This window comes from Actinoplanes lobatus (assembly GCF_014205215.1).
Classification (GTDB): domain Bacteria; phylum Actinomycetota; class Actinomycetes; order Mycobacteriales; family Micromonosporaceae; genus Actinoplanes; species Actinoplanes lobatus.
The window spans coordinates 9,511,744-9,530,057 of the sequence record NZ_JACHNC010000001.1; the positions used below are offsets into that span (position 1 = coordinate 9,511,744).

Consider the following 18,314-nt stretch of genomic DNA (forward strand, 5'->3'; position numbering starts at 1 on the left):
CCCGTCCCCCATCGGGAGATCGTTATTTGTGACCGGACGGCTACGCGGGCCGCGTCCCCACGGCCCGCGCGCATCGACAGCGGTCAGTCGGCGCCGAGGGCGGTCACCGGGCTGACCCGGGCGGCCCGGCGGGCCGGCATCACGCCGGCCAGCGCGGTCAGCGCCACGAGGATGCCGAAGACCGCGGCCAGCTGCCACCCGGGCAGGGTGAGCGGCGCCTCCAGGCCGATGGCGGAGACCGCGAGCCAGGCGTACGGGACACCGAGCAGCAGTCCGAGCACCGCCCCGATCACGCCGTACAGCGCGGATTCGCTGGTGAGCATGCCGTGCAGCCCGCCGCGGGACATCCCGACGGCACGCAGCAGCCCGGACTCGCGGACCCGTTCGACCACCGAGAGGGCGGTGGTGGAGCCGACGCCGACGATCGCGATCAGCACGGTCAGGCCGATCAGGGCGAGCGCGATCGCCATCAGCACGCCGAGCGCCTCGGTGATCTGGTCGCGCTGGTCGGCCAGGACGTTGACGCCCAGGTCCGGCTGCGCGGCGGCGACCGTCCGCAGCGCGCGCAGCCCCTTGGTACGGCCGTCCTCCCCGGCCTGGGCGGCGTCGGCGAGCAGCCCGGTCGGCGCGGCGGCCACCCCGAGGGCGGTCAGGTCGGCCGGGTCGAGCAGGACCTGGCTGTGCAGCGGGGCATCGCCGCCGAGCACGGCCGCGACCGTCACCCGTACCTCCGTGCCGTTGCTCTCGACCGTGACCGGATCGCCCAGGGCGAGCCCTTCCATCTCGGCGACGTAACCCGCGATCGCCGCCTTTCCGGGCGCCACGCCGGTGAGCGCGCCCGCCGAGGTGTCCAGGTCGGCGAGGCGGGGCACGGCCTTCGCGGACACGTCGGTGACGACCGCCCCGACGAAGGTGCCGACCCGCGCGCCGTCGATCCAGCGGTAGGTGGCGACCCGGCTCAGGTCGGCGCTCTGCCCGGCCCGTTCCGCGAGGCCGGCCGGAAGGGTGCTGCCGTCCGGTCCCCGGACCTCGAAGTCGGTCGGCGCCGCGGCCACCGTCTCCCGCTCGGAGAGGACCCGGATCGAGTCGCCGCCGACCAGCACCCCGGCGATCAGGGTGACGCCGAGCGCGACCACCACCGACACCGCGGCCGCCCGCCGGGAGCTGCCGCCGACCCCGCCGACGGCGAGGCGGCCGACCGGCCCGGACCGGCGCAGCGGCCAGCCGGCGATCGCGAGGACCGGCCGGACCAGGACCGGGCCGAGGGCGATCAGGGCGAGGTACGCGAGCAGGCCCGACCCGACGACGGCCAGCATCATGGTCTCGGCGTCGTAGTCCTGCTCCTGCGGGCCGGGCAGGTTGACCGTGACCAGGGCGGCGATCCCGGCCGCGGCCGCCGCGAGCAGCAGCCCGGTGATCGCCCGCAGCCAGCCGATTCCCTGGCGGGCGCCGGTGGTGGCGGCCGAGCGCAGCGCCTCGAGCGGCGCCACCCGGGCCGCGGAGAGCGCCGGGGCGAGCACCGCGACGATCGTGATCAGCACCGCCAGCAGGACCGTTCCCACCGCCTGGACCAGCGGGAACCCGGGCCGGGACACCTCCACGCCGAAGGCGCTGAGCAGTGGCGGGATCAGGTGGCCGACGGCGAGCGCGGCCAGCACCCCGGTGACGCCGGCGACCAGGCCGGTGAGCGCGCCCTCGGCGGCGAGCGCCCGGGCCAGGGCTCCGCGGCCGGCGCCGACCGCGCGCAGCAGGGCCAGCTGCCGCATCCGCTGGGCGAAGACGATCCGGAAGGTGGAGGCGGCGATCAGCACGGCCGCGGCCACCGCCACCGCCACGAACACCCGGACCACGATGAACAGCTGGTCGATCTCGGCGGCCGCCTCACGGGCCTCGGCGAGCCGGACCTCGGCCCCGGTAGCCACCTCCGGCACGGCCTCGCCGGCCACCTGGGCGACGACCCTCTCCCGTACGGCGTCGGCGTCCGCGCCGCTGTCGAAGCTCACATCGATGCGGTTGAGCTGGTCGTACCCGTTGATCTGGACGACCGTGGACAGCGGCGCGTACGCCAGGAAGCCGATGTCGTCGCGCGGTTCCAGCACGCCGACCACGGTGAGCGGCACCGCCTTGCCCTCGCCGGGCTGGGCCGTGGTGGTGGCGCCGAGGCCGAGGCCCATCCGTTCGACGGTCCGTGGGGTGACCGCGATCTCGCCGGCCGCCGTCGGGAAGCGGCCCTCGGTGACCTCGACGGTGCTGAGCGGGCCGCTGCCCGGGTCGGCGGCGACGATCAGGTCACCGGCCGGGGTGCGGGCGTAGGCCTCGGTGCGGGCGGCGGTCCCGGTGACCCCGGGCAGCTTGCCGATGGCGGTGAGATCCCCCGTGGTGATCTCACCGTTCTGGACCACCAGGTCGACGGTCTCCGGGGTGCCGCTCAGGCCGTTGAGCACGCTGCGCTCGGTGATCTGCTGGGCCAGCACGGTCGCATAGACCACGAACGACGCGACCAGCACCGCCAGGCCGGTGAGCAGCAGCCGGGCCGGGCGCCTGCCCACCCCCGTCAGCTGCGTACGCAGAACAACGCTCACCGTCCGGCCGCCAGATTGCGCAGGGACTCGGTGACCGCGGCGACGTCCGGGCCGTGGATCTCGCCGGCCAGCCGCCCGTCGGCGAGCAGGACGACCCGGTCGGCGTAGGCCGCGGCGACCGGGTCGTGGGTGACCATGACGATGGTCTGCCCCAGATCGTGGGCCGAGTCACGCAGCAGGCCCAGCACCTCCGCGCCGGAGCGGGAGTCCAGGTTGCCGGTCGGCTCGTCGGCGAAGACCACTTCGGGGCGGGAGACCAGCGCCCGGGCCAGGGCGACCCGCTGCTGCTGGCCTCCGGACAGTTCGGCGGGCAGGTGCCCGAGCCGCCCGGCCAGGCCGAGCGTGGTGATCAGCCGGTCGTGGAACTCCGCATCCGGCTTCCGGCCGGCCAGGTCGAGCGGCAGGGTGATGTTGGCGGCCGCGGTCAGCTGCGGCAGCAGGTTGAACGACTGGAAGACGAAGCCGATCCGCTCCCGGCGCGCTTTGGTCAGCACCCGGTCCGGCTGGCTGGTGAGGTCGGTGCCGCCGAGCAGCACCTGGCCGGAGGTCGCGGTGTCCAGGCCGGCGAGGCAGTGCATCAGGGTCGACTTGCCGGAGCCGGACGGTCCCATGATCGCGGTGAACCGGCCCCGTTCGAAGCCCACGGTCACGCCGTCGAGGGCGCGCACCGCGGTGTCCCCGGTGCCGTACACCTTCACCAGGTCCACGGCCGCGACCGCCGCGAGGCTGTCGCGGCCGGCGACGGGTGAGGACTGCGTCTGCATGAGAGCTCCAAGGTCGCTGGGAACGGACAGACGGATCCTGGTCGATCGGCGCAACCCGGCGCATCGGCCCGCTGTCAGACGCGGCACTCTTACTTTCGGCCGATGGGGCCGGCCGTTCGCCCGCCTACGCTGGGTCGCGATGATGAACCACACCCTGTTCCGGATGGGCCAGCTCACGGCCCTCGGGACGCTGGCCCTGCTCGGCATCCTCGATGTGAACGGCGGCATCGGGTCGAGCGGCCAGGTGTACGGCCTGTGGCGGGTGGGCGCCGCGATCGCGGCGGCCGCGGTCTGGCTGCCCGCGCACCGGCCGGGCTCGACGTTCCTGCCCCGGATCGCGACCCTGCTGGGCCTCCAGTCGCTGCTGCTGACCGCTCTGCTGGCCCGGCGATCGGACTTCGAGTCGATCTGGGGGCTGGCCGAGTCGGCGGCCCTGCTCGGCGTGCTGATGGTGGTCGCCCGCCGGGGCCGGGCGGCCTGGGCGGTCCCCGCCGTGGCGGTGCTGCTGCTGGCCGTGGCGGTGGTGCCGCTGCGCTCCGGGGACGTCCGTAGTTACGTCACGTTCAGCCTGGTCCAGGCGCTGGCCGGGGCCGCGGCCATCGGTGTCGGCGTCTACCTGCGCACGCTGGAGAGCACCCGGCAGCGGGCGGTCGACGCGGTCCGCGCCGAGCAGCGTGCCGAGTTCGCCCGCGACCTGCACGACTTCATCGCCCACCACGTCACCGGGATCGTGGTCCAGGCGCAGGGCGCCCGGTTCGTCGCCGAGCAGGACCCGAAACGGGTGCTGCTGGCCCTGGAGCAGATCGAGCAGGCCGGCGCCGAGACGATGGCGTCGATGCGGCGGATGGTCGGCGTGCTGCGGGACGCGCAGTCCCGGCCGGACGCGCCGCTCGCCCCGGTCGCCGGGGTGCCGGAGCTGGCGGCGCTGGTCGAGCAGTTCACCGCGGCCGGTGGGCCGGTGGCCCGGCTGGACGTCGAGGGCGACGTGTCGGGGCTGCCGGTGGAGGTGTCGACGTCGGCGTACCGGATCGTGATGGAGGCGCTGACCAACGCCCGGCAGCACGCGCCGGGCGCCTCGTCGGTGGCGGTGCAGCTCACCCGTACCCCGAAGCAGTTGTTCGTCAGGGTGAGCAACGACGGCCCGGCGCCGAGGCATCCGGCGCCGCGTGATCGCCCGGGGTACGGTCTCGTCGGCCTGGCCGAACGGGTCCGCGCGGTGGGTGGGCGGATGACGGCCGGGCCCGGCATCGGCGGCGGCTGGATCGTCGACGCCGCGTTACCTCTGGAGTGGAGTGGTCAGCGGTGATCCGGGTCCTGATCGCGGACGACCAGGCGATGGTCCGCACCGGCTTCGGCATGATCATCGGCGCGCAGCCGGACATGGAGGTGGTCGGTGAGGCCGCCGACGGCGTCGAGGCGGTGGCCGAGGCGCGCCGGCTGCGGCCGGACGTGGCGCTGATGGACATCCGGATGCCGCGGATGGACGGCCTCCAGGCGCTGCGGCTACTGGCCGGGCCGGAGGTGGCCGACCCGGTGAAGGTGGTCGTGGTGACCACCTTCGACCTGGACGAGTACGTGCATCAGGCGCTGCTCGGCGGCGCGGCCGGATTCCTGCTGAAGGACTCCGGCCCGGCACTGCTGGTGGAGGCGGTCCGGGCCGCCGCCTCCGGGGACGCGCTGGTCAGCCCGTCGATCACGGTGCGCCTGCTGCGGCACCTGGCCGCCCCGGTGGCCCCGTCCGGTGACGGCGGCCTCTCCCCGCGTGAGCTGGACGTGGTCCGCCTCACCGCCCGGGGCCAGACCAACGCGGAGATCGCCGGCGAGCTGTTCATCTCGGTCGGCACCGTGAAGACCCATCTCGGCAGCGTTCACGCCAAGCTGGGCACCCGGAACCGGGTGGAGATCGCCGCGTGGGCCTGGGAACGGCGGCTGGTGGGCTGAAAGGTCAGCGCACCTGACGGGTGGTGAGCCGGGCCGCGACCGGCGGCTCGGCCTGCTCGGAGGAGCGGATCTGGGTCCACAGGTTGCGGGCGGCCTGCTTGGCCGGGCCGAGCCGGTGCTTGGCGAGCAGCTCGGCGTCGGCCCGCATCTTGGCGCTACGGGCGATCGGGATCGACGGCTCGTAGCCGAACCGGGCCAGCAGGTCGCCGAACACCGCCTCGCACTTGCGCACCTCGTCGTCGGTGAGCCGGCTGCGCCAGCTCGCGATCCGCTCGGTGGTGGGCGCCTGGTGGGTCAGGGTGTGCCAGGTCTTGTACTCCGGCACGGCGACCGAGGCCAGCTTGTTCGGCGCGGTCATCGCCGGGTCGAAGTCCTCCTCGAGGAAGTCGCAGAGCCGGCGCAGGTGGGGCTCCGGGTCGGCGACCAGGTCCTCGTAGCGCACCTGGTGGTAGACGTCCTTCGGGTAGCGCCGCTGGGCCAGCAGCGACGCGTCCGCCGACTTCGCCCAGTAGTCGATGAGCGTGTCGAACTCGGACGGCTTCCACGGCGTCTCCTTGAGCGACGCCACGCAGTCCCGGCCGTCCCGCATGATGTTGATGATCTGCGCGTCCGGGAAGAGCCGCAGGATCGTCGGCAGGTGCCGCAGGTAGAGCGGCCGCTTGTCGCCCCACCGGGCCTTGCCGAAACGTTCCGAGTACATCCGGAAGACGATCCCGAAGGCGGAGCCCAGGGTCGGCGGGCCGGCCACGATCGCCTCCACCGTTTTCTCCGGATCCAGGCCGAGGTCCTCGAACTGTGACGATTCAACTATGAACTGCCCGAGCTCGCGCCGCTTGGCCGGGTCGCCGAGGTCGCCGAACTCCGCACGCTTCTGGTACGCCGCCAACAGGAAGCGGGTCTCCGGTGGGAGCGCGATGCGGGGGTGCGCATGCAGCATGAGCTGCAGCATCGTCGTTCCGGACCGGGGGCAGCCGACGACGAAGATCGGGCGATCAGAGGACATGCCGACCACCGTAGATTGCTGCCACCGGGCTTGTCGCCCCCACTGCTGTCATGACGCTCCCTCTCCAGGTCTTCCCCATGATCTTGAAGACTTGGCAAAGATTTCGCAAAAGTCGTCTGCATCCAAGCCGGAGGACCTGTCGTACACCTGTGAATTAACTGAGTGTTCACACACCTTTGCTACGCACGGTATTAGTTACCTATACAAATAGTAACGGTCAGAGCCGATCACCGGGTGGACCGGTCCGTTGTCGCGAGCCGGTCCACCCGCGTCTGCACCGGCGCCCGCGGCGGCCGCGTGGACAGCCAGCAACCCGCCACCACCAGGGCGAACCCGGCGGCCGTGCCGGCGCCGAACGGCTCGTTCAGCAGCAGCACGCCGAGCAGGACCGCCACCACCGGATTCACATAGGTGACCAGCCCGGCCCGGTTCGACCCGGCCAGCGCGATGAGCCGGTAGAACGACAGCAGCGCGACCGCCGTGCAGAACACGCCCAGCGCCACCAGCGCGGCCCACGACCCGGCGCCGACCGGGCCGACGGGACGGGCCACGACGGCGAACGGCAACAGCACCACCGTGGTGATCGCGGTCGTACCCACGGTCAGCGACTCCGGCGGGATATCCGAGGCCCGGCGCTGCACCACCACGGCCGCCACCGAGTAACTCACCGTCGCCAGCAGCACCATGGCCGCGCCGAGCAGGCCCTGCCCGTCGCCGGCGACATCGAGGCCGACCAGCACCGCCACCCCCGCGAAGCCGAGCACCAGACCGGCGAGGCGGACCGGCGTGATCGGCTCGGCACCGGCCAGCAGCAGGGCGATCACCACCGGCTCGACCGCGATCAGGAGGCCGGCCAGCGACGACGTGATGTGCTGCTCGCCGTACGTGATCAGCAGGAACGGCGCGACGATGTGCACCGTCGCGATCAGCGCGACCAGCCGGAACCGGCCACGCAGGGCGCTCAGGGTGCCACGCAGGAGGGCCACCGGGATCAGCACGGCGGCGGCGATGGCGGCCCGGCCGGCCACCACGAAGACCGGCGACAGGTCCTCGATCGAGATCTTGATGAGGAAATAGGGGATGCCCCAGAGGAACGAGACCAGCACGAACAGAAACCAGGCGAGACGATTCACGCTGTCAGCCTGGACCCGTACGGTAGTAAGCGGAAGTGGTTACTTACTGATGCCGTGTTAAGGAACACTGATGATCGACACGCGTCGCCTCCAGATCCTCACCGAGGTCGCCCGGCACGGCAGCTTCAACCGGGCCGCCGCCGAACTCCGGCTCACCCCGTCCGCCGTGTCCCAGCAGATCGCCGCCCTGGAGCGGACGATCGGCACCCCGGTCGTCCGGCGCAGCACCCGCGGCGTCGAACTGACCGAGGCCGGCCGGGTCCTCACCGAGACCGCCGCCACCATCTCCGCCGAACTGCTCACCGCCGAACGCGAGATCGAACGCCTCACCACCACCCGGCCCGAGCGGCTCACCGTGGCCACCTTCACCAGCGGCGGGCAGCGGATCCTGCCGCACGCGCTGACCAGGTTCGCCGGCGACCACCCCGGCGTCGAGCTGACCGTCATCGAGAGCGAGCCGGAGGACAGCATCCCGGTCGTCCGGGCCGGCGCCGCCGACCTGGCGCTGATCTACCACTTCGACGGGCAGCCGCCGTCACCGAGCGGGCTGGACTACGAGCCGCTCCTCGACGACCCGATGTGGATCGTGCTGCCGGCCGGGCACCGGTTCGCCGGGCGGACCGGGCTGGCCATCGCCGAACTCGCCGGCGAACGCTGGGTGCACGGCTGCCTGTCGGTCGGCGAGATGCTCGACCACTACGCCGCGATGGCCGGCTTCGAGGTGCTCACCGCCTGCCGGGGCACCGACTACCAGTTCGCGCAGTCGCTGGTCCGCGCCGGCGTGGGCATCGCCATGATCCCGGAGGTGGCGCTCACCACCGACCCGGCCGGGCTGACCGCGGCCCGGCTCGTCCCACCCGGACCGTGCCGTCACGTCGGGGTGGTCACCGCCCGCCGGCGGACCGGCCCACTGGTCACCGGCCTGCTGCGGACACTGCGCGAGACAGTCTCGGCGCTGCCCGCCACCCCACTGGCTACAACGTGATCCAGTAGCGCCGCAGGGTGCCCAGCTCGGTCTCCCGGACGTCCTCCAAGACGCCGCCGCTGTGCTCGATCGTCCGGGCCGAGGCCGGATTGTCCACCTTGCACGTCAACAGCACCCGCGCCAGCCCGAGCTTGCGAGCCTCCGGCAGGATCCCGGCAAGGGCCCACCCGGCCAGGCCACGGCCACGCGCCGACGGGCGGATGCCGTAACCGATGTGGCCGCCCGCGTCGAGCAGAAAGTCGTTGAGCTCGTGGCGCAGCGCGATCGCGCCCAGATAGCGCTCACCCTCGACGATCCAGCGGAAGGTGCAGGGCACCCAGCCCTCGAACAGCGCGGCGCCCTCCGCCTCGTGCAGGCCGGCCACCCAGCGGGCGAAGCCGTCCGGGGTGTCCACCTCGTCGGCGGCACGCAGGCCCGCCCCGTCCTGGTGGACGCCACGGCCCCACTCGTCACGGGACGCGATCCAGGAGGCGTGCAGGCGGGCGGTCGGTGCGATGAGTTCGGGCACGCGCTCGACCGTACCGTCATCGCTTGATCGTTTTCGGCCCCTCGCCTTTACCGGATCTTTGTGGTCAAGGTCCGCGTTTCTTCCTTTTCCTTGTACGCGTGCCGCAGTCCCGTTCCTGTTCGTCCCGTTCCGCCCGCCCGGCCCTTCTCGCTGCCCGCTCCAGCCTGTGCCGCCCCCGCCGGGCGTAGACCGGTTGGCCACCCCCGCATGTGCCGCCACTCGCGCCGGGTGGGTGGTTGCGGTTCGTGCCTGCCAGGGTGCTGCTCCCGGCCGTCACGCCGCTCACGCCAGGCGGGTGGTGGCGCTTAATGCCGGTCGCGCCACGGGAAACCCGCCGAACGTCACTAACCGTGACCGCGATCTTGGGCGCATGAGGGTGCCTGGTACATCCGTGCCGTTCTGGAGCCTGTTTCTCGGTTGTGGGCGGCCGCGATGTCGAGTCGCGCATTCGGATGGCCGCGGCGTCACCCCCGACCCACCGGCGATCTTGGGCGATGGTGACTGTAGGGCCGATCTTGATTCCTGGTCGCCGCCCCGGCGGCCAATCATCGCCCATGATCCATTTCCGCTGGAAGACCTTGGGTTATCGGATACATCCGGGAGCCTTCTCCTTGGACGTTTGCGGTTCGACGTCAAGCGCCTGGTCGGGCGAATCGGCGAAGGGGGGCGCCCCGTCCGCCGCACGAGGCGAAAATGGGGCTTTCGCCGGAAACAGGCGCCCGTTTCGCCCGCTTTGCACGCCGCTGTTGTGCGATCTTGAACGATTTGCCACCCGAGGCGGTAGTAAATCGCTCAAGATCGCTCCGGGTGGCGCGTCCTGCTGGCGAGGGATTGCGGATTCGGCCGTAGGCAGCCAAGAAGAAGACTCCCAGATAGCCACAATGGCGCAAGATCGCGCATTCGGTGACGATCACCCAAGATCTACATCGATGCCTGCGCATGACTCGCGCGGCCGACGATGACCGGCCAAACCTCGCGGCGAAGACGGGAAACACGCAAACAGGCGACTTGAACGTCCACCCCCGGCAACAACCGAGAAAGAGGCCCATTGGCTACCTCGATCTTCCACAAGAGATGGTGAACCGGGTTCCTCACTCACGCGGAGTGCCGGCTGGCCGGGCTTTCGGAGGTGAACGCACACGAAACATCGCCGCGATAGGCCACGTAGGCGACCACAACACCACCACCGTGCGCGCCCACCCATCCTCAGGCAAGCGCGACCACCCACACCGGGCGACCGGCGCAACGGCCGAGAGCGGGCAGCCCCGTGCCTGGGAAGCAACACCGCGACCACCCACCCCGCGGGACCGAAAGCAGCGGGTGGCAGCCGCCCGGGCACCGATCTCAGCCCGGCGGGCGCGGCACAGGCCGGAGCAGGCAGCAAGCGCGCGCCGACCGGACGGGACGGCCCTGAAAAGCCGGGACGAGGACACGCGTACCACAAAAGGTCTTCAAGACGCGGCCATCGCGAGCAGGCGCTGGATCTGCTGCTGCCGCGACTCCGTCATGCGTTTCGCAAGATCAACGGCCTGGGGGTACGAACCTGAGGCGGCCTCCATCCGGATGGTCTCCATGGCGTTGTGCAGGTTGCCGAGCAGCAGTGCCACCGCGCCGCGATCCAGGTCGGGACCCGTCAGCGCGCCCAGTCCGGTGAAATCCTCCTCGCGCAGCGAGTGCAGCGCGCCGTGGCCCGCGTGCGCCCCGGCCGACGGGTCCGCCGCGTGCGGCCGCTCCCAGTCGTCGAGCCAGCCCCGTAGCGTCTCGCCCTCGGTACGCCACCGGCTGCGCAGTTCGGTCGCGACGGCCCGCAGTTCCGGGTTCGCGGCCCGCTGCTCGGTGATCTCCGCGACCCGGTCGCCCTCGGTGATCTGTGCGAGCCCCATCTGCGCGAACATCACGTCGGTGTCGCTGAACGCCGGCTTCTGCTCCCGGCCGCATCCGGTGGCGAGAAGCCCCAGGAGCAGTACGGCGAGGGCGGCCCGGAGGACCGGGCCGCCCGTGGCAGCTAGACGGCGGCCCACAGCGCCGCGGTGTACGGGGGCTCCCAGCCGGTCAGTGCGGTGTGCGCCTGCCGGCACTGGTAGGTGACGCCGTTGTAGGTCACCCGGTCGCCCACCTTGTACGCCGTGCCGGCCGCCCACGTGGTCGTCCCGGAGGTGGCCGTCGAGGTCGGGGTCGGCGTGACCGTGGGACTGACCGTGGGCGTCGGCGTGGGCGTGGGGCTGGCGGTCGGGGTCGGTGTGGGCGTCGGGTTGGTGCCGCCGCCGATGTTCAGGTCCACGCACGAGTAGAACGCGTTGACGGTGTCCGAGATGTTCCACCGGGCCAGCACGGTCTGCCGTCCGCTGTAGCCGGACAGGTTCACCGTGTGCGACTTGGTGGCGCCGGGCTGCGCGCCGCCGTCGTTGAAGGACGCCACCAGCTTGTTGCCGATGAAGTATTCCCAGGTGGCGGTCGCGTGCCGGGCGGTGAGCACCCAGTTGAAGGTGACGCTGGTGCCGACGTTCGCGGCCGGCCAGGTCTTCGAGGTGTCGTTCAGGACGGTGAACCGGCTGCCGCCGCCGTTGCACTGCGTCGAGCCCTTGGGCGCCTCGACGCTCTGCGGCTCGTAGACGATGTCGCCGCAGCCGGAGACCGCGCCGCTCGCACAGTTGGCCTGCCGGCTGGGCGGGGACGAGATGTAGCCGTGGGCGGACGCCGGGGAAGCGGCCGCCAGGAGGGAGCCACCGACCGTCGCGACGGTCAGCAGGGGAAGGGTGAGTCTTCGTTTCATGAACTGCTCCTCATCCAGGGGAACGTGTTCATCAACGTAAATTAAAGACACCTAACAGTAAACAGTGTTAAGGGTTCTTTATGGTTGCCTACGCTGTAGGGATGTCCGTTGACCTGTTCGCCGGGATCTCGGTACGCGACTACCCGGCCGCCATGTCGTACCCGGGTGGCATGCTGCTGCTCGTGCGGGTGGAGTTCGAGAGCGAGCTGTGGATCTGGGATGCGCGGCGTGACGACAGCTGGACCTTCGTGAGCCTGCCGGTCGCGGCGTCCGAGGAGATCCGGGAGCGCGCCGGCGGGCTGAGCCGCGGCTTCGGCTCACTGCGGGTGCGGGCCGGGCTCGGCGGCAGCTCGTGGACCACCTCGGTCTTCCCGGACAGCGGCCGCGGCGCCTATGTGCTGCCGGTGAAGAAGGCGATCCGCAAGGCCGAGTCGCTGACCGCCGGCGACGTAATCACGGTGACCGTGGAGCTGCTCGATCTTTAATGTGGACGGATGCCGACCATCGACTTCCCCGGGCCGCCCGCGCCCAACGGTTACAGCCACGCCGCCGTGATCGCCCCGGGCAGCCGCGTCATCCACACGTCCGGCCAGGTGGCGATCGACGCCGACGGCACGATCCCGGACGGTTGGGAGGCGCAGACCCGGCTGGTCTTCCGCAACCTGGGCGAGGTGCTCGCCTCGGCCGGGGCGACCTGGGCCGACGTGGTCAAGCTGACCTGGTTCGTCACGGACACCACCGACCTCGCCACGATCCGGAAGGTGCGTGACGAGTTCGTCGACGTGACCCGCCCACCCGCCAGTTCCCTGGTCCAGGTGGCCGGCCTGTTCCGCCCCGGCCTGCTGGTCGAGGTCGAGGCCGTGGCGGCGGTGCCGGCGTGATCCGGATGCGGTTCACCAAGTGGGGTGGGCGGCTGCACTGGTTCTACCCGCTGGAGCCGCTCGGCGAGGACCGGCACGGGCGCTGGTTCGGCGCCCGCGCCGGCACCCCGGTCCAGCGCGGCGACGAGCCACCGGTCGTCCAGGGGCACGACGTGGTCACGCTGATCCCGGCGACCGGCTGCTGGATCGGCAGCTTCAACCCGGACCACGTCGAGCTCTCCGCCTACATCGACGTGACCACCCGCCCCGAGATCATCGACGGCGTCATCCACGCCGTCGACCTGGACCTCGACGTGATCCGCCGCCGCGACGGCTCGGTGGCCGTCCTCGACGAGGACGAGTTCGCCGACCATCAGGTCCGCTACGGCTATCCGGCGCCGGTGGTCGCCCAGGCCCGGGCCACCACCGACGACCTGGTCGGCCTGCTCACCACGGCGGTCCAGCCCTTCGAGACGGAGGCCCGCCGCCGGTTGGCCGCCTTCTCCCGCTGAGTCCGGGCGCCCGCGGGCGTCCGGGGAGTTCTCAGGCCCGCCGATCGAGGAAGTCGTAGACGTCGCGGTTGTCGACGCCCGGGAAGGTGCCCGGCGGCAGGGCGGCGAGCAGGTGCGAGTGCACCCGGGCGCTGGGCCAGGCGTTGCCGGACCAGCGGTCCACCAGCTGCGCCGGTGGGCGGCGGCAGCAGTCCGGGTCGGGGCAGTGCGAGACGGTGCGCCCGGTGACGTCCCCGCCGCGGAACCAGCGGGAGTGCTCGTACGGCGTGCCGACGGTGACGGAGAACAGCCCGGAGCTGGTCGCCTCCACGTGCACGGTGCACCAGTACGTCCCGGCCGTCGTGTCGGTGAACTGGTAGAACGACGAGTACGGGTCGTCGGCCTCGAACACCGTCCGCGACGCCCACTTGCGGCACACCGGCTGCCCCTCGATCGCACCGGTCACGTCGGACGGGAACCGCACGTTGTCGTTCTCGTACGCCTTGTAGACGATGCCGCTCTCGTGCACCCGCGCGAAGTGCACCGGGATGCCGAGGTGGTGGGTCGCGAGGTTGGTGAACCGGTGCGCCGCGGTCTCGTAGGACACCCCGAACGCGTCCCGGAAGTCGTCGATGGCCAGTGCCCGGTCGGTTTTGGCCTCGGCCAGGAAGTCGACGGCGAACTTCTCCGGCATGAGCAGCGCCGCCGCGAAGTAGTTGACCTCGACCCGCTGGCGCAGGAAGTCGCCGTAGTCGGCCGGGTCGTTGTGCCCGAGCACGAAGTGGCCGAGCGTCTGGAGCACCACGGCGCGCGGGTCGTGGCCTTTACCGCTGGCGACCTGCGGGAGATAAATTCTGCGGTTCTTCAGATCGGTGACCGACCGGGTGGAGCTGGGCAGGTCGTTGACGTAGTGCAGGGTGAAGCCGATCTGGGCGGCGATGTCGAGGATGCCGCGCTGCGACAGCGGGCCGGTCGTGTGCCGTACCGATTGGAGGACCCGTGCCGCCGCCTGCTCGATCTCGGCGAAGTAGTTGTCGCGCCGGCGCATGTCGGCGCGCAGCTGCGCGTTGGCGCGCCGCGCCACCTCGGGTGTGGCGGTCTGTTCGGTGAGCACCCGGTTGAGCTCGCGGTGCATGCCGATGAGCGATTCCAGCGCGTCGGCCGGCAGCCGTCGCCCGGCGCGCACCACCGGCAGGCCGAGGGCCTGGTAGGCCGGGTTCTGCTGGAAGTGGGCCAGTTCGATCTCCAGCCCGGCGCGCCGGCTCGGCGCCTCCGGGCGGAGAAGATCCTGCATCGGTACGCCGAGAGCGCCCGCGATCGCCTGGAGCACCGAGAGTTTGGGCTCCCGCTTCCCGTTCTCGATGAGCGACAGCTGGGACGGCGCGCGCCCGACGGCCTCGCTGAGCTGGTCGAGGGTCATGCCCCGGGTGCGGCGCAGATGGCGGAGCCGTTGGCCCAGCGTCACCAGGTCTACGGAGGGGTCGGAAGGTGAAGCGGTCACGGGTTTCACACTAGCAGAATTTTTGCACTTCTTTCCGCGAGAAGAGTCTTCAAAGGGGCTGGTGCGATCCGTGAGAGTGAAGTTCTTCCACGAGGAAGAACGCGACAGGGCACGAAAGGGATTTTCTGATGACTGAGTTCGAGAACCGGGGCGGTACCGCTGAGGACCTCACCCGGGAGTGGGCCAACAACCCCCGCTGGGCCGGCATCAAGCGTGACTACACCGCGCAGGACGTCGTGAAGCTGCGGGGCACCCTGCAGGAGCGGCACACCCTGGCCGAGCGCGGCGCCGCCAAGCTGTGGGAGCTGTTGCACACCGAGGACTACATCAACGCCCTCGGCTCGCTGACCGGTGGCCAGGCGACCCAGATGGTGCGCGCCGGCCTCAAGGCGATCTACCTGTCCGGCTGGCAGGTCGCCGCGGACGCGAACCTCTCCGGCCACACCTACCCGGACCAGTCGCTCTACCCGGCGAACTCGGTGCCCGCGGTGGTCCGGCGGATCAACAACGCCCTGCTGCGCGCCGACCAGATCGACACCTCGAACGGCAAGTACGAGCGCGACTGGTTCGCCCCGATCGTCGCCGACGCGGAGGCCGGCTTCGGTGGCCCGCTCAACGCGTTCGAGCTGATGAAGGGCATGATCGCGGCCGGCGCCGCCGGTGTGCACTGGGAGGACCAGCTCGCCAGCGAGAAGAAGTGCGGCCACCTCGGCGGCAAGGTGCTCATCCCGACCCAGCAGCACGTCCGTACCCTGAACGCCGCTCGCCTCGCGGCCGACGTGGCCGGCGTGCCGACGCTGGTCATCGCCCGCACCGACGCCCTCGCGGCCGACCTGCTGACCACCGACGTCGACCCCCGTGACCAGCCGTTCGTCACCGGCGAGCGCACCTCCGAGGGCTTCTTCCGGGTCACCCCGGGCGACGACGCCGCCATCGCCCGCGGCATCGCGTACGCCGACTACGCCGACATGCTGTGGGTCGAGACCGGCAAGCCGGACCTCGAGTTCGCCCGCAAGTTCGCCGAGGCCGTGCACGCCAAGCACCCGGGCAAGCTGCTCTCCTACAACTGCTCGCCGTCGTTCAACTGGAAGAAGCACCTGGACGACGACACCATCGCGCGTTTCCAGAAGGAGCTCGGCGCGATGGGCTACAAGTTCCAGTTCGTCACGCTGGCCGGCTTCCACGCGCTCAACCACTCGATGTTCGAGCTGGCCAAGGGCTACTCCACGACCGGCATGAGCGCTTACGTGAAGCTCCAGGAGGCCGAGTTCGCGGCCGAGGCCGACGGCTACACCGCGACCAAGCACCAGGCCGAGGTCGGCACCGGCTACTTCGACGCCGTCTCCACCGCTCTCAACCCGGACAGCTCCACCACGGCGCTGTCGGGTTCCACCGAGGCCGAGCAGTTCTGACAAGCGACAGCGACAGGTAGGTAGAGACCATGGGCGCCGAAGAGATCACCATCACCGGTACGACCGCAGGCCGTTACTCCGAGATTCTGACCGCTGAGGCCGTCGAGTTCATCGTGGCACTTGACCGCGAGTTCGGCGCCCGCCGGGTTCAGCTGCTGGAGCGCCGCCGGCGCCGCCGGGCCACCCGTACCACCGACCTGGACTTCCTCACCTCCACCCAGCACATCCGGGACGACCTGTCGTGGCAGGTCGCCCCGGCCGTGCCGGACCTCACCGACCGGCGGGTCGAGATCACCGGCCCGCCGGAGCGGAAGATGACCATCAACGCCCTCAACTCGGGCGCCAAGGTCTGGATGGCCGACTTCGAGGACGCGACGTCGCCCACCTGGGACAACGTGATCCTCGGACAGCTCAACCTGCGTGACGCGCTGGACGGGACGCTGGACTTCACCGCGGCCGACGGCCGCCGGTACGAGATCGGCGCCACCACGCCCACGATCATGGTCCGGCCGCGGGGCTGGCACCTGCCGGAGTGCCACCTGCGCATCGGCGGCCGGGCCGTCTCGGCCTCGCTGTTCGACTTCGGTCTCTACCTGTTCCACTGCGGACGGAAGCAGATCGAGCGGGGCAGCGGACCGTACTTCTACCTGCCGAAGATGGAGTCGCACCTGGAGGCCCGCCTCTGGAACGACGTCTTCGTCTTCGCCCAGGAGTACCTCGGCATCCCGCGCGGCACGATCCGGGCCACCGTCCTGATCGAGACGATCAACGCGGCGTTCGAGATGGAAGAGATCCTGTACGAACTGCGCGAGCACTCGGCCGGCCTGAACGCGGGCCGCTGGGACTACCTGTTCAGCATGATCAAGAACCGTCCGGACGTGGTTCTGCCCGAGCGTTCGCAGGTCACCATGACCGCGCCGTTCATGCGGGCCTACACCGAACTGCTGGTCCGTACGTGCCACAAGCGCGGCGCCCACGCGATCGGCGGGATGGCCGCGGTCGTCCCGAGCCGTGACCCGGTCGCCGCGAAGCGGGCCCTCAACCAGGTGCGCCAGGACAAGCGGCGCGAGGTCGGCGACGGCTTCGACGGCTCCTGGGTCGCGCACCCGGGCCTCGTCGAGACCTGCCGTGAGGTGTTCGACCAGTGGCTCGGCGACGAGCCGCACCAGATCGTGCGCAAGCGCGAGGACGTGCGGGTCACCGCCGCGGAGCTGCTGGACGTCAAGTCCACCGCGGTCTCGGTCAGCGAGGTCGCGCTGCGCAACAACGTGAGTGTCGCGCTGCGGTACATCGCGGCGTGGCTGGGCGGCCGGGGCGCGGTGGCGCTCGGCGGCCTGATGGAGGACGCGGCGACCGCCGAGATCTGCCGGGCCCAGCTCTGGCAGTGGATCTCGTCGGGCACCCCGACCGACTACGGAGTGCCGGTCACGGCCACCCTGGTCACCCGGATGCTGCGTGAGGAACTCGACGTGCTCAGCGAGACCGGCGCCCTGGACGAAGAAGGGGCCCGCTGCTTCGGCCAGGCCCGGACGCTGCTCTCGGTGCTGCTCACCGAGCGAACCTGCCCGGAGTTCCTGACCCTGCCGGCCTACCTTCGGCACCTGTCCGGCGGGACGGCGGCTCCGGTCACCGATCAGGCTCCTGTCGCGGCCTGATCGGTGCAGGGCGGGGCGGGGATGGTCTCGGTCCATCCCCGCCCCGTCGTTCCACTTCTGTTCTACCCCCGGTCCTGCCAGGTGCAGAGGCAGATCTTGTTGCCCTCCGGGTCGGCCAGCACCCAGAAGCTCGGCGCCTCGGCGTCACTGACCAGGGTGCCGCCGGCCGCCAGCGCCCGGTCGATCCGCGGCTGCACCTCGGACGGGTCGACCCACAGGTCCGGGTGCCAGCGCTGGCGCGGCTCCTCGCTTCCGGACCGTTGGAACCAGATCAACGGCACCTTCCCGTACGGGTCGCGCAGATCCCCTTCGGTGTCACGCGGATAGCCCAGCACCGCCTCCCAGAAGTCCAGCTGCTCCGGGAACCCCGGACTGTCCAGCGCCAGCTCCAGGACGGCCAGACCGTTCGCGTCCGCCGTCACGCCGACCGAGTCGGCCAGTTGACTGATCGTCGCCGCGAGCCGCAGGTCCCGCCCGGTCACCGCGCCCACGTCGTGGCTGCTCAGCACCACGTCCAGGTAGGTGTACCGCAGATCCAGGTCGGGATGGTGGTCGGCCGCCTCGGCCGCCGCGCCGATCGTGTTCACCAGTGCCAGCCCGGTCGCGAAGTCGCCGGTCCGCAGCCGGGTCCGCAGCGCCCCGAGCAGGTAGACCCATCCCTGCGGCGCCCGTTCGGTGATCTCGCGCCCACTCAGCTTCGTCATGG

The 18,314-nt window shown here is 71.1% G+C and carries 17 protein-coding genes; 8 read left to right on the forward strand and 9 right to left on the reverse strand.

The genetic code is table 11. From position 1 onward, the window contains the following. Nucleotides 1–83: 83 nt before the first annotated feature. Both BJ964_RS43230 and BJ964_RS43235 read right to left on the reverse strand, forming a co-directional pair. Nucleotides 84–2,582 (reverse strand): ABC transporter permease, encoded by a 2,499-nt coding sequence (locus tag BJ964_RS43230; protein ID WP_188126063.1) that lies wholly within the window; start codon nucleotides 2,580–2,582, stop codon nucleotides 84–86. Next, nucleotides 2,579–3,346 (reverse strand): ABC transporter ATP-binding protein, encoded by a 768-nt coding sequence (locus BJ964_RS43235; protein ID WP_188126064.1) that lies wholly within the window; start codon nucleotides 3,344–3,346, stop codon nucleotides 2,579–2,581. Before BJ964_RS43235 ends, BJ964_RS43230 begins: the two co-directional genes overlap by 4 nt. 139 nt (nucleotides 3,347–3,485) lie before the next feature. Here BJ964_RS43235 and BJ964_RS43240 point away from each other — a divergent pair, with 139 nt between their 5' ends. Further along, nucleotides 3,486–4,652 (forward strand): sensor histidine kinase, encoded by a 1,167-nt coding sequence (locus BJ964_RS43240; protein WP_188126065.1) that lies wholly within the window; start codon nucleotides 3,486–3,488, stop codon nucleotides 4,650–4,652. Then, a complete protein-coding gene (locus BJ964_RS43245; protein WP_188126066.1) occupies nucleotides 4,649–5,287 on the forward strand; it encodes a response regulator in 639 nt (212 codons plus the stop codon). The genes BJ964_RS43240 and BJ964_RS43245 overlap by 4 nt, the downstream gene beginning before the upstream one ends. A 4-nt stretch (nucleotides 5,288–5,291) precedes the next feature. On the opposite strand, the gene BJ964_RS43250 is transcribed toward BJ964_RS43245, so the two are convergent. Together BJ964_RS43250 and BJ964_RS43255 are read right to left on the reverse strand one after the other, a co-directional pair. Continuing rightward, entirely contained in the window at nucleotides 5,292–6,290 is a 999-nt protein-coding gene (locus tag BJ964_RS43250; RefSeq protein ID WP_188126067.1) for a sulfotransferase family protein, read from the reverse strand. Nucleotides 6,291–6,517: 227 nt separating this feature from the next. Continuing rightward, complete coding sequence (locus BJ964_RS43255; protein ID WP_188126068.1) at nucleotides 6,518–7,423, reverse strand: DMT family transporter; 906 nt, start codon at nucleotides 7,421–7,423, stop codon at nucleotides 6,518–6,520. Between the two features lie 70 nt (nucleotides 7,424–7,493). Here BJ964_RS43255 and BJ964_RS43260 point away from each other — a divergent pair, with 70 nt between their 5' ends. Beyond that, nucleotides 7,494–8,408 (forward strand): LysR family transcriptional regulator, encoded by a 915-nt coding sequence (locus BJ964_RS43260; protein ID WP_188126069.1) that lies wholly within the window; start codon nucleotides 7,494–7,496, stop codon nucleotides 8,406–8,408. Here the strand turns inward: BJ964_RS43260 and BJ964_RS43265 are convergent. The 3 genes from BJ964_RS43265 to BJ964_RS43275 all read right to left on the reverse strand — a co-directional run bounded on the left by BJ964_RS43265 (nucleotide 8,398) and on the right by BJ964_RS43275 (nucleotide 11,689). Next, a complete protein-coding gene (locus tag BJ964_RS43265; protein ID WP_188126070.1) occupies nucleotides 8,398–8,916 on the reverse strand; it encodes a GNAT family N-acetyltransferase in 519 nt (172 codons plus the stop codon). The genes BJ964_RS43260 and BJ964_RS43265 overlap by 11 nt on opposite strands. Nucleotides 8,917–10,367: 1,451 nt before the next feature. Continuing rightward, entirely contained in the window at nucleotides 10,368–10,937 is a 570-nt protein-coding gene (locus BJ964_RS43270) for a DUF305 domain-containing protein (RefSeq protein ID WP_229806809.1), read from the reverse strand. Beyond that, nucleotides 10,922–11,689, reverse strand: a complete 768-nt coding sequence (locus BJ964_RS43275) for a lytic polysaccharide monooxygenase (protein ID WP_188126071.1) — start codon at nucleotides 11,687–11,689, stop codon at nucleotides 10,922–10,924. Before BJ964_RS43275 ends, BJ964_RS43270 begins: the two co-directional genes overlap by 16 nt. A 170-nt stretch (nucleotides 11,690–11,859) precedes the next feature. Here BJ964_RS43275 and BJ964_RS43280 point away from each other — a divergent pair, with 170 nt between their 5' ends. From BJ964_RS43280 to BJ964_RS43290, 3 genes are read left to right on the forward strand one after another with little or no spacing between them, the layout of a single operon-like run. Further along, a complete protein-coding gene (locus tag BJ964_RS43280; protein WP_223150873.1) occupies nucleotides 11,860–12,174 on the forward strand; it encodes a DUF1905 domain-containing protein in 315 nt (104 codons plus the stop codon). 9 nt (nucleotides 12,175–12,183) lie between these two features. After that, nucleotides 12,184–12,570, forward strand: a complete 387-nt coding sequence (locus tag BJ964_RS43285; protein WP_188126072.1) for a RidA family protein — start codon at nucleotides 12,184–12,186, stop codon at nucleotides 12,568–12,570. 5 nt (nucleotides 12,571–12,575) lie between these two features. Next, nucleotides 12,576–13,061, forward strand: a complete 486-nt coding sequence (locus BJ964_RS43290; RefSeq protein WP_188127497.1) for a DUF402 domain-containing protein — start codon at nucleotides 12,576–12,578, stop codon at nucleotides 13,059–13,061. A gap of 31 nt (nucleotides 13,062–13,092) precedes the next feature. Here BJ964_RS43290 and BJ964_RS43295 read toward each other — a convergent pair whose 3' ends face one another. Next, nucleotides 13,093–14,541, reverse strand: coding sequence for an XRE family transcriptional regulator (locus BJ964_RS43295; protein ID WP_188126073.1), 1,449 nt, complete (start codon nucleotides 14,539–14,541; stop codon nucleotides 13,093–13,095). A gap of 128 nt (nucleotides 14,542–14,669) precedes the next feature. On the opposite strand from BJ964_RS43295, the gene aceA reads away from it, so the two are divergent. Together aceA and aceB are read left to right on the forward strand one after the other, a co-directional pair. Further along, nucleotides 14,670–15,953, forward strand: a complete 1,284-nt coding sequence (gene aceA / locus BJ964_RS43300; protein ID WP_188126074.1) for an isocitrate lyase — start codon at nucleotides 14,670–14,672, stop codon at nucleotides 15,951–15,953. Nucleotides 15,954–15,982: 29 nt separating this feature from the next. Further along, nucleotides 15,983–17,608 (forward strand): malate synthase A, encoded by a 1,626-nt coding sequence (gene aceB / locus BJ964_RS43305; protein WP_188126075.1) that lies wholly within the window; start codon nucleotides 15,983–15,985, stop codon nucleotides 17,606–17,608. A 62-nt stretch (nucleotides 17,609–17,670) separates the two neighbouring features. On the opposite strand, the gene BJ964_RS43310 is transcribed toward aceB, so the two are convergent. Next, nucleotides 17,671–18,312: a VOC family protein gene (locus BJ964_RS43310; RefSeq protein ID WP_188126076.1), complete on the reverse strand. Its 642-nt coding sequence runs from the start codon at nucleotides 18,310–18,312 to the stop codon at nucleotides 17,671–17,673. Between the last annotated feature and the right edge of the window lie 2 nt (nucleotides 18,313–18,314).